This is a genomic window from Microbacterium umsixpiens, from assembly GCF_053543675.1.
In genome coordinates this window covers 4493-18863 of record NZ_JBLVOH010000045.1, presented here as the reverse complement: position 1 = coordinate 18863, position 14371 = coordinate 4493, and the positions used below count along the sequence as shown (strand labels likewise).

Sequence of the window (14371 nt, the reverse complement as noted above, 5' to 3'; positions counted from 1 at the left end):
CCGGGACCGCCGTCGGTCAGGCGGGAGGCGCCGCCGGGTACGGATGCGGCAGCCACACCGTCACGATCAGACCGCCGTCCGGGCGCGGGGTGAGCACCAGGGTGCCTCCGTGCGCCTGGGTGATGCGGTCGACGATCGCGAGGCCCAGTCCCGCCCCGGCATGGTCATCGCCACGGGTGCGCTCGGCGCCCCGCTGGAACGGCTCGACAAGGGTCGCCACCCGGTGCGCGGGCAGCACCTCGCCGGTGTTCTCGACGACCAGCGCGACCGCCCGCGGCAGCGAGTGCGTGCGCACGGCCACAACCCCTCCGGCGGGCAGGTTGTGCACGATCGCGTTGAGCACGAGGTTCGTGACCAACTGCGGCAACAGCGCCGCCGACCCGAGTACCGACGCGGGTGCACCGCCCACCTCGACGGCCACTCCTCGGCGGTCGGCGAGCGGCAGCAGCGCCTCCACCGCCCCTTCGGCGAGCAGGGAGAGGTCGACGATCTCGCGCGGGAACGTCCTGCGGTCGGCGCGGCTCAGCAGCAGCAGCGCCTCGGTGAGCTCGATCGCCCGGGTGTTCACCTCACGCAGCCGCGCGATCAGGGCATCGACATCGCGGTCCGGATCGGCTTCGGCGACCTCGAGCAGTGTCTGCGAGATCGCGAGCGGGGTCCGCAGCTCGTGCGAGGCGTTCGCGGCGAACCGCTGCTGCTCGGCGACGTGCGCTTCGAGCTGTTCGAGCATCGAGTCGAAGACATCGGCCAGGTCGCGGAACTCGTCGCGGGGGCCGGCGAGCGACACGCGGTGTGACAGGGATCCCTGCGCGGCGAGCCGGGCGGCGTCGCCGATGCGGTCGAGCGGCGCCAGCATCCGTCCGGCCAGCAGCCACCCGGCGCCGAGGCCGAATGCGAGCAGCACCAGCATGACCATCGAGGCCACCGGCACGAACGCCCGGCTGAGGTCGCCGCGGTTGGGGAAGAAGTCGACGGTGTCCGGCACGTAGCGCAGCAGGAACAACCCGACCGCGGCGAGGAGCAGACCTCCCGACACCACCACGATCACCGCGTAGCTCAGCGTGAGCTTGAGGCGGGCGCTCATCCCGCGGCGCCTAGGCATCGGCATCCGTCCCGATCCGGTACCCGACACCCGGCACCGTGAGGATCAGCCACGGCTCGCCCAGTCGCTTGCGCAGCGACGACACCGTGATGCGCACGGCGTTCGTGAACGGGTCGGCGTTCTCGTCCCAGGCCCGCTCCAGCAGCTCCTCGGCGCTGACCACCCCGCCCTCCGCGTCGACCAGCACCTCCAGCACGGCGAACTGCTTGCGCGTGAGCGCGACGTAGCGGTCGTCGCGGTAGACCTCGCGGCGGAACGGGTCCAACCGCAGCCCGGCGACCTCGAGCACCGGCGGGCGGCTGCGCTGACGGCGGCGGTCGAGGGCGCGCAGGCGCAGCACCAGCTCCCGCAGCTCGAACGGCTTGGTCAGGTAGTCGTCGGCGCCGATCTCGAAGCCGCTCGCCTTGTCGTCGAGCCGGTCGGCGGCGGTCAGCATCAGGATCGGGATGCCGCTGCCGGAGGCCACGATCCACCGGGCGATGTCGTCGCCCGACGGTCCGGGCACGTCGCGGTCGAGCACGGCGAGGTCGTAGGAGTTGATGCTCAGCAGCTCCAACGCGGAGTCGCCGTCGCCGGCGATGTCGGCTGCGATCGCCTCCAGGCGCAGCCCATCGCGGACCGCCTCGGCGAGGTAGGGCTCGTCCTCGACGATCAGCACACGCATGGCTGAGATCCTACGCAGTGCGACATATCGGGAGCATATGGAAAAGCGCATACGCCCTCGCAACCGGCGTGCTTCTTCACTGGAAGCATGAACACCCGCACCACCTCCCGTACTCCGAGAGCGCGCCGTCGTCGGTTCGCCGTCGCTGCTGTCGCCCTCGCTCTCGCCGTGATCGTCGCGTTCGCGGTGCAGCAGTCGCTGTCCGTGGCCTTCGCTGATGCCGCCCGCCCCGGCACCCTCCCCGTGCCGACCGACCGGCCCGCCGAGGGCGCCGCCGGCACCGGCTCGGTCATCGCCCCGAGCGAGGCCGACGGCGTGATCCGCGACGGCGACCAGCCCACGGTGTTCGACATCGACAGGGTCGCGGTCGGCAACCTCGACCCCGCCCTGCTCGCGGCTCTGCAGCGTGCGGCAGCGGATGCCGAAGGCGACGGCGTGACGTTCCGCGTGAACAGCGGATGGCGCACACCGGCGCTGCAGGAGCGGATGCTGCAGGACGCGATCGTGCAGTACGGATCGGAGGCCGAGGCCCGGCGCTGGGTGGCCACGGCCGAGACTTCGGAACATGTGACCGGCGACGCCGTCGACCTCGGCCCGCTGCCCGCGCTCGACTGGCTCGCGCAGCGGGGGTGGCGCTACGGGCTCTGCCAGATCTACGCCAACGAGACCTGGCACTACGAACTGCGTCCGGATGCCGCCGACGACGGCTGTCCCGAGATGCTCGCCGACCCGACCGCCGACCCGAGGATGCAGCGATGACCACTCTTCTCACCCCCGGGCGTGTGACTCTCTCGCGCCTGCACGCACCCACCCTGCAGACGGTCCCGGATGCCGTCGCCGAGAACCTGCGGCGGGTGCGCGCCGCGACGACCGCCCGCATCATGGCCGTGGTCAAGGCCGACGGCTACGGGCACGGTGCCGTCACCGTCGCGCGGGCCGCGGTCGATGCCGGCGCCGACTGGCTGGGGGTCACGGATGTCGCAGAAGCCGTCGCACTCCGCGAGGCCGGGCTCACGGTGCCGATCCTCTCCTGGTTGAACCCCTCCGGCGTCGACGCTGCCGCCGCAGCCGCGCATCGCGTCGACATCGCGGTGGGTTCGGTCGAAGAGCTGCGGCAGCTGATCGCGGATGCCGCGGATCCGGTGCGCGTGCACCTCCAGCTCGACACCGGCATGGCTCGTGGGGGCTCGCCGCTGGAGGAATGGGCGGAGTTGCTGCGGCTGGCGCGCACGGGGCGGGGGCGGGTGGAGGTCGTCGGGGTCATGGGGCATCTGCCGCGGGCGGACGAGGCCGATCCTGCAGCGAACGCGGCGGCGGTACTGCGTCTGCGGCAGGGGAGGGACGCCGTGCTGCGCGCGGGTTTCGGCCCGGTGCTCGTGCATCTCGCCGCGACCTCCGGTGCGCTGACCGATCCGGCGACGCACTTCGACCTGGTGCGGGTCGGCGCGGGGCTGGTCGGGATCGACCCCTCGGAGACGACCGTGCTCGCCGGGGCGTCGCGGTGGACGGCGCCCGTCGTGCACAGCGCACTCGTGCCGGCGGGGACCGCGGTCGGCTACGGCGGTGCGCACACGACCGACCGCGAGACTCATCTGAGCGTGGTCGGGGTCGGGTACGCCGACGGCATTCCGCGCGAGCTGGCAGCCGGCGCCGGGGTGGAGATCGGCGGGGCGCGGCATCCGATCGTGGGGAGGGTCTCGATGGACCAGATCGTCGTCGACACGGGATCGGTGCTGTTCCCGCGCGGGGTGGTCGCGACCGTGTTCGGGCCGGAGGGTGGGGCCGTGCCGTCGGTGCAGGAGTGGGCGCGGGGGGGGGGCAGCATCCCGCACACGATCGTGACCGGCATCGGCGCACGAGTTCAGAGGAGCGTGGCATGACGACGAAGGTGCTGGTCATCGGCGGTGGGCAGAACCCCGAGCACGAGGTCTCCCTGGCCTCCGCGGCGGCGGTGGCCGCGGCGCTGCGGATGGGCGACCACGACGTCACGTGCGTGACGATCGACCGCGACGGGATCTGGCGCGTGGAGGGGCGCCCGAACGGGGGATCGCCGGCCGAGTCGCTCGCGCTCGCGCTGCCGCTGCTCACCCGCACGGATGTGGTGTTCCCGGCCGTGCACGGCGCTCTCGGGGAGGACGGTGCTCTCGCGGCGCTGTGTGCGCTCGCCGGAGTGCGGGTGGTCGGGTCGGGGCTGCGGGCGGGAGCCATCGGCATGGACAAGTGGACGACCAAGCTCGTCGCGGATGCCGTGGGTCTCGGCACCGCCCGCGGCCGACTCGTCGCCGCCGACGACATCGGCGACGTGGAGTTCGAGGGGGAGGTCGTGGTCAAGCCGGTGTCGGCCGGTTCGAGTCACGGTGTCGGCCTCGTCACGGAGGAGGGGCAGCTGCTCGCGGCGCTGCGGGAGGCCGCGCGCTTCGATCGGCGCATCCTCGTCGAGGAGGTCGTGCGGGGGCGCGAGATCGACGTGGCGGTGCTGCGCGAGAAGGGAGGCATCCGGTGGGCGGCGCCGCCGCTGGAGATCCACGCGACCGGGCTGTTCGACACGGCCACGAAGTACGACGGCAGCGCGCGGTTCACGGTGCCGGCGCAGCTGGATGCCGCCGAGACGGCTGCGCTCAAGCGGGCGGCGATCGCCGTGTTCGATGCCCTCGGGTGCGACGGCGTCGCGCGCATGGACTTCTTCCTCACCGAGCGGGGGCCGGTGCTGAACGAGGTCAACACGATGCCGGGGCTCACCGCCGCCTCGCAGGTGCCGCGGATGTTCGCCGCGGCGGGTGTGACCTACGTCGACCTGGTCTCGCGACTCGTGCGCGCGGCCTCGTGACCGCGCCCCGGGTCGGATGGCCGGATGTCGCGAAGGGCATCTGCATCCTGCTCGTCGTGCTCTGGCACGTGGTCACGAAGGTCGTGGTCGGCTTCCCCGGCGCGGGAGCGGTGACGGATGCCTGGGTGATGCTCAACGCCCAGCTCCTGCCGCTGCGCATCCCGCTGTTCTTCCTGGTCTCCGGGATGTTCGCGGCGCGGGCGGTGCTCGCCGGGGACGGTGCCTCCTGGCGACGTCGGGCCGGCCGGCTCGCACTGCTCTACCTCGTGTGGGTGCTCATCCAGACGGCCGTGCTCGCGCTCGCACCGGAGTTCGACACGGCGCGGGCGACCAGCGGGTGGGAGCTGCTCGCGCAGCTCACCATCAGTCCGACGAACCTCTGGTACCTGCTCGCGCTCGCCGTGTATCTCGCGGTCGGGCGGCTGACGCGCGGGCTCCCGACCGTCGCCGTGCTGTCGGTGGCGTTCGTGATCGCCGCCGTCGCCGGGGCGGGTCTCCTTCCCGATCTCGGCAACCTGTGGCAGCTGGTGCAGAACCTGTTCTTCTTCCTCATCGGGCTGCGGCTGCGGGCCATCGTCGAGCACTTCGCAAACAGGAGTGGCGTGGGCGTCGCGGTCGCGCTCGCCGCCGGGTACGCGGGGGCACTCGCCGTCGTCTCGGTGCTCGGCATCCGGCTCGTGCCCGGAACCTGGCCGCTGCTCTGCCTCGTCGCGGTGGCATTCGGGGTGTCGCTCAGCGTGCTCATCGACCGGCATGTCGAGGTCGTCGCGCGGCCGCTGCGGTGGATCGGCCGACGGACCCTGCCGATCTACGTGCTGCACATGATGCCGCTCGCGCTGATCGATGCCGGGTTGCGGGCGGCCGGGTGGCGGACGACACCGGTGCTCGAGACCGTCGGCCCTCTTGTGCTGACGGCGGTGGTGATCGCCGTGTGCCTGGCGGTTCACGCGGTGCTGGTGCGCATCGGATTCGGGGCACTGTTCGATCCGCTGCGGGTGACCGATCGGCTCACGACCCGCGTCCGGCGATGACCCCCCTCGACAACCGCGGGGCGACGGCGGACCATGGAGTCATGGCGGCCTTCACAGCGGACAACGCATTCAGCGGTTTCAGCGTCGACGACATCGACGCGGCGAAAGAGTTCTACGGCACGACCCTCGGCCTCGACGTCGAGGTCAACGCGATGGGGTTCCTCGACCTGCGGCTGCCGAGCGGCGGGTCGATCCTCGTGTACGCGAAGCCGAACCACACGCCGGCGAGCTTCACGATCCTGAACTTCCCGGTCGCGGATGTCGACGCCGCGGTGGACGAGCTCATCGCGCGCGGCGTGCAGACCAAGATCTACAGCGACGAGGAGTTCCCCTCCGATGCGCGCGGCATCGTCCGCGGCAACGGACAGGGCCCGGACATCGCGTGGTTCCGCGACCCCGCCGGGAACGTGCTCGCGGTCATGCAGGCCTGACGCGGAGTCGGACGACGCGGGGCAGCCGCTCCAGCGTCTCCCTCCGATGCGAGGCGACGAGCAGTGTGCCGTCGAACTCCGCGAGCACGTCCGAGATCCGCGCCTCGGTGTCGGGGTCGAGGCTCGCGGTGACCTCATCGACGACGAGGATCCGCGGGTCCCGTACCAGCGCTCTGGCGAGGGCCAGCCGTGCACGCTGCCCCCCGGAGAGGCGGACTCCGTGCTCGCCGATCCGGTCGTCGAGCCTGATGCCGTCGTCGACGCCCACCCGCGCGAGGGCTTCCTGGAGAGCGGTGTCTTCGCGGTACTCTGCGCCGCGGAGCAGGTTCTCCCTGACCGTCCCGTAGAACAGTCGCGCATCCTGCTCCACGAAAGCGACGGCGCGGCGGAGATCCTCGTCGGCGATCTCGGGAAGCGGATGCCGACCGCCGTCGGCGTCGATCAGGGAGATGCTGCCGGACGAGGGATCCCAGAGGCGCGCGGCCAGGGCGATCACCGTGCTCTTACCGGCACCTGATGCTCCGGCGAGACCGACGTGCTCTCCCGGAGCGACCTCCATCGACCAGGCACGCAGCGCGTCCGTCGCGTCGTCGTACGAGAAGGAGACCGCGTCGAAGCGGATGCCGAGCGGACCGTGCGGGAGCGGGTGCGGCTCGAGGGCCATCGTCACGACGGCCGGACGGGTGAGCGCCGCTGTCACGCGCCGGGCACTCGCGGTGAGCGGGTGCAGCTCGGTGAGGGTGTGGCTCGCCTCGCCGATGGCGGCCACTCCCGCGATGCCGAGGGCGATGACGGCGGGAAGCATCCCGGCGATCTGCGGGCTCGGCGTGCGCGCATCGGCTCCTCCGCTCGCGACGACGGCCGCCAGCAGGATTCCGATGACGACCGCCGTGAGCACGAGTTCGCGGGCGCCGTCGACGGCCTCGCCGAGCAGCGCTCTGCGGAGCGAGGTGCGGGCGGCGCGACGCGTGCGGGCCACCGTGTCGCGCACGATCCTCGCCCGCAGTCCGTAGGCGAGGATCTCGCGCATCGCACCGAGTGCGTCGACCATACGCTCCGCCTGCTCTTCGCGCTCCGCCTGTTCCGCGGCCCCGAGTCGGCGTACCGGACGGGCGCCCCACAGCGCGGTGGACGCGACGAGCGCGCCGCCGAGCAGGACGACCGCCGACGCGGTGGGCATGACCCACGCGGTTCCGATCAGGGCGACGAGGAACAGCGTGAGCGAGGCGCCGATCTGGGCGATGGTGTGGGCATAGAAGAACTCCAGCTTCTCGATGTCGGTCATCGCCACGGAGGCCGCGCGACCGGAGTGCTCTCGCCGACGACCGGGGACACTCCGGGCGTACGCGTCGAAGAGCGCCCCGCGAAGCCGTGCGAGAACCCGGTACGCGAGCGCATGCGACACGTCCATCTCCCGCCACGTGAGCACGGCGCGCAGCAGCACCAGCACCACGAGCCCCGCCCACCATGCCGCGGTCGGCCAGACGCCGAGCGCGACGGCCTCGCCGACCCCGAGTGCCGACAGCACCGCGATGGCGGCCAGTGCCAACGTGCTCGTCGTGCTGAGCACGTAGATTCCGGCGATCCGCCGCCACTCGGGCCGCAGTGGGGGGAGGAGGGCGGTGAACACAGCCGTGGTCCCTGAAGCCGTCACGTCCGTACCTCCTGCAGCATCCCGGCATCGAGTCGGCGCACCGACGTCACGCGCTCGAGAGCTTCGGTCCGGTGGCTGATCATGAGGACGATCCGCTCCGCGGCGACCCGCTCCAGCGTCTCCGCGACCGTCTGCGCTCCGCGGTCGTCGAGTGCGCTCGTCGGCTCGTCGACCAGGAGCACGGGTCGCTGCGCCAGGAACGCCCTGGCCAGTGCCAGCCGCTGCCGCTGCCCGCCGGAGAGGCTCGTCCCGGCCTCGGAGACCGGAGCGTCGAAGCCACCGGGTATCGCGCGGATCTCGGCCAGGATGCCGGCGGCGGCGCACGCGGCCTCCACCTCGCGGTCGTCGGCTCCGACGAGGTTCACGTTCTGCCGGATGGTCCCCGAGAAGAGCACGGGCCGCTGCGAGACCACGGCGATGTCGCTCGCTCGCAGCGGGAGCCCGTCCAGGTCGATCGTGCCCGTGGTGGGCGTGAGGAATCCGAGCAGGAGATCGAACAGGGTCGACTTGCCCGATCCCGACGCACCGACGATCGCATGCACCGCGCCCACCTCCACCTGGAGGTCGATGCCGAGCAGCACGTCGTGGTCGGCGCCCGGGTAGCGATACGTGAGGTTCGACACCCGCAGCACCCGGGGGGTGGTTGCGACGCCGGAGACCTCGCTCATCGCGCCGGCGTCCGCATCCGCATCTGCATCTGCACGCGATCCGCGGGGGCCGAACGCGCCCAGTGCGACGAGACCCGGCACGGCGGTCAGGCCGAGGAACCCCGCGTGCCAGTGCCGCGAGAGGTCACGCACGGGGCGGAACGCCTCGGACGACAGCAGCAGGATCGCGTAGACCTCGCCCCGGGGCGCGGCGCCTGTCATCACATCCCAGACCGCCACGAAGACGGCCGCGACGTACCCGGCCTGCACGGCGAAGTCGGTCACGGCGGTCGTCACCAGAGACGATCGCATCACCCGCTCGGTCGCGCGCCGCAGGGCCTCCGACCGCTCGCGCAGCCGCTCGCGCGTCCCGGTGACATCGCCCAGGGTGCGTAGTGTGGCCATGCCGCGCAACGACTCGAGCAGGTCATCGCCGAGTGCCTCATAGGTGTCCCAGTGGTCTACGCCACGACCTGCGAGCATCCGCTGCCACGCCATCGGGCCGAGCACGGCCACGAGAATCCCGACCGTCACGCAGGCGGCCGCCGGCAGCGAGACAGCAGCCAGCAGTCCGACCGCCGCCACACTGCCGACCGCCAGCAGCACGACCGCGGGGACGTACTTCGACACGTACGCGTCGGTGCCGTCGATCCCCTCTCCCAGAGTCGCCTGCACCGACCCGTCGCGCACCGCGGGGTCGTGCAGCCGGGCGGGCGTGAGCGCCGCGGTGATCGCCCGACCGCGAAGATGCTCACGCACTCGGCCGCCCAGCGCGGCGGCAGAGCCCGCCTTCGCCAGTGACAGGAGGATGCGGATGACGCTCACGGCGAGGATCACCGCCCCGCCGAGGAGCGCTGTGCGCACATCGCCGCCGACGAACGCCGCCAGCGACACCGCCAGTGCTCCGGCCTGCACGAGATGGGTGGCGAAGACGAGAAGGAGCAGGGCGGTGCTTGCGGCCAACTCGCGGGGGAAGGATCGGGCCTCTCGCCACAGCTCGGGCACGATCATCACGGCGGGCCTCCGGTGGGTGGATGTTCAGGGACGACTTCGACCCTAGATGATAACGATTCTCAATATCTACTAGCATGCTGCTCATGCCTCCTTCGTCCTCCGCCGCGCTCGCCGGCGACCTCGACCGTGCATCACCGCCCGCGCCGGCCGCGCGGAGCAGCCGTCCTTCGCGGCAGTCGTGGTCGACCGTCGCGCCGACGACCCTGGTTCTCGCGCTGATCGCCGCGATCCTTCTCGTGCTCGTCGTCTCCGCCGCAACCGGACCGGTCGCCGTGAGTGTGGACGAGGCGGCGCGCATCGTGATCGGACACCTCGTTCCCGGGATGCCGTGGATGTCGGACGGCAGTCTGTCGACGCTGCAGGACCAGGCGGTGTGGCAGTTCCGCCTGCCCCGTGCCCTCCTCGCCGGGCTCGCCGGTGCCGGACTCGCGCTGGCCGGGGCGATCATGCAGGTCGTCGTCCGCAACCCGCTCGCCGAGCCCTACATCCTCGGTGTCTCCTCGGGGGCGAGCGTCGGTGCCGTGCTCGTCATCGTCTCCGGAGGGGTCGCCCTCGCCGGACTCACGATGAGCGGTGCCGCCTTCCTCGGAGCCGTGGTCGCGTGCATCCTCGTGGCCCTCCTCGCCCGGCGCCGAGGGGAACTCTCCCCGACCAGGATGATCCTCGCCGGGGTGGCTCTCGGATCACTCCTGAGCGCGGTGACCAGCTACCTCACCATCACCACCGACGCGCAGAACGTCGTGAGCGTGATGTTCTTCCTGCTCGGAAGCGTGTCGGCGGCGACCATGTCGTCGCTGTTGATCCCGGCGATCGCGCTCATCATCGCCGGCGTCGCGGTGTTCGGCCTCGCTCGGCAGATGAACGCGCTCCTCGCCGGCGACGAGTCGGCACTCGCGGTCGGCGTGCGCGCGACGCGGCTGCGTGCGCTGCTCCTCGTCATCGCGTCGCTGCTCACCGGGGCGATCGTCGCTGTGAGCGGAGGGATCGGCTTCGTCGGGCTCGTCGTGCCGCACGTCGCTCGGATCCTCGTCGGCTCGGAACACCGTCGGATGCTCCCGATCACCGTTCTCGCGGGGATGCTCTTCCTGATGGTCGCTGACCTGCTGGCGCGCACGGTGGCGGCCCCGTCGGAGATCCCCCTCGGCATCCTGACCGCATTCGTCGGCGCACCGTTCTTCCTGTGGCTGATGCGCCGAGGCGGCGAGAAGGCAGGGATCGACCGATGACCATCGCCTTCCACGGCGTCGACGTCGCGCGCGGGAACCGAACGGTGCTCCACGGGGTCGACCTGACGATCGGCATCGGCAGGATCGTCGGTCTCGTCGGCCCCAACGGCAGCGGCAAGTCGACTCTGCTGCGGACGCTCTTCTCCGGACGACGGCCCCTGCGCGGACACGTCACCGTCGACGGCGCCGACGTGGCGGGGTTCGCTCCGAGGGCGCTGGCCCGGACCGTCTCGGTGATGCTGCAGGACGCGCCGTCCGAGTTCGACCTCACGGTGCGCGAGACCGTGCTCGTCGGCCGCGCCCCGCATCGTCCACCGTTCACGCGTGATTCGCCCGACGACCATCGCATCGTCGATGAGTCCCTCCGTGCGGCGGATGTCGCCGACCTCGGCGACCGGCTGATGCGTCAGCTCTCCGGCGGGCAGCGGCAGCGGGTGATGCTGGCGCGGGCTCTCGCGCAGGACGGCGAGATCCTCATCCTCGACGAGCCGACCAACCACCTCGACATCGCCCACCAGCTCGACCTGATGCGCGTCGTCTCCGGCCTGGGAAAAACGGTGGTCGCCGCGCTGCACGACCTGAACATCGCGGCGTCGTTCTGCGATGACATCGCCGTGCTCGACGAGGGGCGGCTGGTCGCCTTCGGGGCGGCGGACACCGTGCTGACCCCGGAGCTGGTGAGCGACGTGTTCCGCGTGACCGCCCGCGTTGCGCGCGAAGAGGGCACCGGCGCCCGTGCAATGACATTCCACCCCCGAACCCCCTTCGACGGGACCCGCCCGTCGGCATCACCGAGGAGAACCGAATGACATCCCGAAATCGATCCGCCCGCATTCTCGTGACGGCGCTCGGAGGGGCGACCCTCCTCGGCCTGACCGGCTGCGGCACAGGCGTCACCGCGGCCGCGCCCACGCAATCGGCGGATACGGCTGTCACGATCGAGAACTGCGGACGGAGCGTCGTCGTGCCGGAGCCTCCGTCCGCCGTGGTCGGCCTGCACCCGTCGCAGACCGAGCTGCTGCTGCGCCTCGGCCTGGCGGATCGTCTCGTCGGGCAGGCGCAGGCGACCGTGCAGGCCTTGCCGGACGACGTCGCCGCCCTCGCGGAAGGGATCCCGGTGCTCGGCGCCGACACCCCGCCGAACCGCGAGACCCTGCTCGCCGCCGAGCCCGACTTCGTGTACTCGCCGACGACCTACGAGTTCACCGCGGAGCAGGGGTTCGCGAGCCTCGAGCAGCTCGAAGAGGCGGGGGTCGCCGCCTACGTCGCCACCGGCGGCTGCTTCGATCGGCGCATGGAGGGAACCGTCGACGACCTCTTCGTCGACCTCGAGAACCTCGGCGCGATCTTCGACGTCGAGCAGGAGGCTGCGGCGCTCATCGAGGACGCGGAGGCCGACCTCGCCGAGGTCGATGCGGCTGTCGAGGAGGTCGACGAGCGGCTGCGCGTGGCGCAGGTGTACGTCGACGGCACGACTCTGACCGCGATCGGCGCGGGCATCGAGTACGACATCCTGCGGCGTGCGGGCGCCGAGGCCGTGTTCACCCCGGAGGACCCGGCCTTCGCCGACTTCTTCGCCGCCGAGATCACCCCGGAGGCGCTCGCGGCCGCGGCCCCGGACGCACTCGTCTTCGCCGCGACCGACCCCGCGCACGAGGCCGCCGCGCGCGCGTACCTCACTGCGACGTTCCCGGATATGCCGGCGGTGCAGGAGGAGCGGCTGATCGCCATCTCCACCTCGGACACCTTCCCCGGCACGCTCGGGAACATCTCGGTCGTCCACAGGATCGCGCAGGCGCTGTACCCCGACGCCTTCGCCTGAGCGCCGTGCGGGGGCCCGGACCTTGCGCGCGATGCGTGCGGTCCGGGCCATCGTGCGTCGGGCCGGCGACAGGCAGCCGTCACGTTTCGGTAACGGAACGGGGCCGTTGTTGCGCGCATGATTCCCTCCTGTTTCACTCCTATTACAACTTTCAATTTTTACTGAAGTTTCATTGATTGTTGAACGTCCGCGATCTAGCGTGCTGGACAAGCCCCTGCGACACCCGCGCAGGAACGACCCAGCCCACACCCGTCGCGGTCCCGTCAGGTGTGGCTCAAGGAGGAGTTATGCGCAGCACTGCAAGACTGATGATCGCCGCCTCGGCGGTCCTCGCACTGTCGCTCGCGGGTTGTTCCGCGTCGCCGACGGATGCGGACGATCCGGCCGACGCCGAGCCGATCCGCTTCGCCGTGGAGAAGCCCGACAGCCTGGTCCCGGCCAACCAGTTCAGCTCGTACAACATCGTGATCGCGATGTTCTCGCCGCTCACCGCGATCGACGACGAGGGCGAGATCACCTACGTCGCCGCGGAGTCGGTCGAGTCGGACGACGCGACGCTCTGGACGGTCAAGCTCCGCGAAGGCTGGACCTTCCACGACGGCACGCCCGTCACCGCGCAGGACTACGTCGACACCTGGAACCATGCCGCCTACGGCCCGAATGCCTGGGTCAACGGCGCGCAGCTCGCCGGGGTGGCCGGGTACACCGACCTCAACCCGGGCGAGGGGGCCGAGCCGACCGCGACCGAGCTCTCCGGTCTCACGGTCGTCGACGACCTCACCTTCACGGTCGAGCTCGACGCCCCCGACCGGCAGTTCCCCCTGCAGCTCACCGCAGGCCAGACCGGTCTCTACCCACTCCCGTCCGAAGCGCTGGAAGACATGGCGGCCTGGGAGAAGGCCCCGGTCGGCAATGGACCGTTCGCGCTCGTGGACGGCTGGTCCGAGACCGACCCGATCGACGCGGTGGCCTATGAGGACTACGCCGGCACCGAGCCCACCATCGGCTCCGTCACCTTCGTGCCCTACCTCGACACCGCGACCGCCTACACGGACGCGCTGGCCGGGGAGATCGACATCGTCGCGATCGCCGGATCCCAGGTGGGTCAGGCCCGCACCGACTTCGGCGAGCACGTCTACGAGCTGGATGCGCCCGGTGTGGACTTCCTCGGATTCGACCTGAGCGACCCTCGCTTCGCGGACCCCCGCGTCCGTCAGGCCATCTCGATGGCGATCGATCGGTCCGCCATCAACGACGCCATCTTCGGCGGCTCGCAGGTGCCTGCGACGTCCCTCACCGCGCCGAGCATGCCGGGCGACCCCGAGGGCGTGTGCGGCGAGTACTGCGAGTTCGACCCGGATGCCGCGCAGGCGCTGCTCGCCGAGGCGGGCGGCTTCGAGGGCGAGCTGGAGGTGCACTACATCGCGAACTGGGGTCAGGAGGACCTGTTCGGGGCGATCGCCAATCAGTTGCGCCAGAACCTCGGCATCGAGAGCGTGGTCGCGACACCGTCGGCCGACTTCGCGGCCTTCGTCGCGAGCGTCGAGGCGCACGAGGTCAACGGTCCCTACCGGGCCCGCTGGGGTGCGCTGTACCCGAGCCAGCAGAACACGCTGACCGCCGTGTACACGGCCAGCGGCGAGGGGAACTTCGGCGCCGGCGGCTACTCGAACCCCGAGGTCGACGCCCTGCTGCAGGAGGCGAACGCGGCCGACACGTTCGAAGAGTCCAGCGAGGGGTACGTCAAGGTGCAGGAGCGCATTCTCGAGGACTTCCCGACCGTTCCGCTGTTCGGCAACCGCTACCTGTACGTCACCTCGGATCGCATCGCCGAGCTCTCCACGGTGTCGGGGAGCGTCGACCTGAACAAGGTCGTCCTGTCCGCGGCATCCTGACCCGACCCAGAGAGAACCACACCTCGTGCACGAAACCCCCGCGGCAGCGACCGCCGGC

At 71.2% G+C, this 14371-nt stretch carries 13 protein-coding genes; 9 read left to right on the top strand and 4 right to left on the bottom strand.

Annotation, left to right across the window (positions count from 1 at the left end; all coding sequences use genetic code 11):
- Positions 1 to 16: 16 nt before the first annotated feature.
- Both ACNPM4_RS05145 and ACNPM4_RS05140 read right to left on the bottom strand, forming a co-directional pair.
- On the bottom strand, positions 17 to 1084 hold the full coding sequence (locus ACNPM4_RS05145; protein WP_448984922.1) for a sensor histidine kinase: 1068 nt from the start codon (positions 1082 to 1084) through the stop codon (positions 17 to 19).
- A 10-nt stretch (positions 1085 to 1094) separates the two neighbouring features.
- Positions 1095 to 1766 (bottom strand): response regulator transcription factor, encoded by a 672-nt coding sequence (locus tag ACNPM4_RS05140; RefSeq protein WP_029261406.1) that lies wholly within the window; start codon positions 1764 to 1766, stop codon positions 1095 to 1097.
- An 87-nt stretch (positions 1767 to 1853) separates the two neighbouring features.
- Between ACNPM4_RS05140 and ACNPM4_RS05135 the strand changes: the two genes are divergently transcribed.
- From ACNPM4_RS05135 to ACNPM4_RS05115, 5 genes are read left to right on the top strand one after another with little or no spacing between them, the layout of a single operon-like run.
- Positions 1854 to 2525, top strand: coding sequence for a M15 family metallopeptidase (locus tag ACNPM4_RS05135; RefSeq protein WP_448984920.1), 672 nt, complete (start codon positions 1854 to 1856; stop codon positions 2523 to 2525).
- Entirely contained in the window at positions 2522 to 3646 is a 1125-nt protein-coding gene (gene alr, locus ACNPM4_RS05130; protein ID WP_448984919.1) for an alanine racemase, read from the top strand. Before ACNPM4_RS05135 ends, alr begins: the two co-directional genes overlap by 4 nt.
- Entirely contained in the window at positions 3643 to 4593 is a 951-nt protein-coding gene (locus ACNPM4_RS05125; protein WP_448984918.1) for a D-alanine--D-alanine ligase family protein, read from the top strand. The genes alr and ACNPM4_RS05125 overlap by 4 nt, the downstream gene beginning before the upstream one ends.
- On the top strand, positions 4590 to 5624 hold the full coding sequence (locus ACNPM4_RS05120; protein ID WP_448984916.1) for an acyltransferase family protein: 1035 nt from the start codon (positions 4590 to 4592) through the stop codon (positions 5622 to 5624). Before ACNPM4_RS05125 ends, ACNPM4_RS05120 begins: the two co-directional genes overlap by 4 nt.
- Before the next feature lie 41 nt (positions 5625 to 5665).
- Positions 5666 to 6055: a VOC family protein gene (locus ACNPM4_RS05115; RefSeq protein ID WP_029261411.1), complete on the top strand. Its 390-nt coding sequence runs from the start codon at positions 5666 to 5668 to the stop codon at positions 6053 to 6055.
- On the opposite strand, the gene ACNPM4_RS05110 is transcribed toward ACNPM4_RS05115, so the two are convergent.
- Together ACNPM4_RS05110 and ACNPM4_RS05105 are read right to left on the bottom strand one after the other, a co-directional pair.
- A complete protein-coding gene (locus tag ACNPM4_RS05110) occupies positions 6042 to 7709 on the bottom strand; it encodes an ATP-binding cassette domain-containing protein (RefSeq protein ID WP_448984915.1) in 1668 nt (555 codons plus the stop codon). The two genes, ACNPM4_RS05115 and ACNPM4_RS05110, sit on opposite strands and share 14 nt — an antisense overlap.
- Complete coding sequence (locus ACNPM4_RS05105; RefSeq protein ID WP_448984937.1) at positions 7706 to 9367, bottom strand: ABC transporter ATP-binding protein/permease; 1662 nt, start codon at positions 9365 to 9367, stop codon at positions 7706 to 7708. The genes ACNPM4_RS05110 and ACNPM4_RS05105 overlap by 4 nt, the downstream gene beginning before the upstream one ends.
- Before the next feature lie 86 nt (positions 9368 to 9453).
- Between ACNPM4_RS05105 and ACNPM4_RS05100 the strand changes: the two genes are divergently transcribed.
- The 4 genes from ACNPM4_RS05100 to ACNPM4_RS05085 all read left to right on the top strand — a co-directional run bounded on the left by ACNPM4_RS05100 (position 9454) and on the right by ACNPM4_RS05085 (position 14313).
- Positions 9454 to 10596 (top strand): FecCD family ABC transporter permease, encoded by a 1143-nt coding sequence (locus tag ACNPM4_RS05100; RefSeq protein WP_448984914.1) that lies wholly within the window; start codon positions 9454 to 9456, stop codon positions 10594 to 10596.
- Complete coding sequence (locus ACNPM4_RS05095; protein WP_029261415.1) at positions 10593 to 11405, top strand: ABC transporter ATP-binding protein; 813 nt, start codon at positions 10593 to 10595, stop codon at positions 11403 to 11405. The genes ACNPM4_RS05100 and ACNPM4_RS05095 overlap by 4 nt, the downstream gene beginning before the upstream one ends.
- Positions 11402 to 12418, top strand: a complete 1017-nt coding sequence (locus tag ACNPM4_RS05090) for an ABC transporter substrate-binding protein (RefSeq protein WP_029261416.1) — start codon at positions 11402 to 11404, stop codon at positions 12416 to 12418. Before ACNPM4_RS05095 ends, ACNPM4_RS05090 begins: the two co-directional genes overlap by 4 nt.
- Positions 12419 to 12705: 287 nt before the next feature.
- Positions 12706 to 14313, top strand: coding sequence for a peptide ABC transporter substrate-binding protein (locus ACNPM4_RS05085; protein ID WP_448984913.1), 1608 nt, complete (start codon positions 12706 to 12708; stop codon positions 14311 to 14313).
- Positions 14314 to 14371 lie beyond the last annotated feature (58 nt).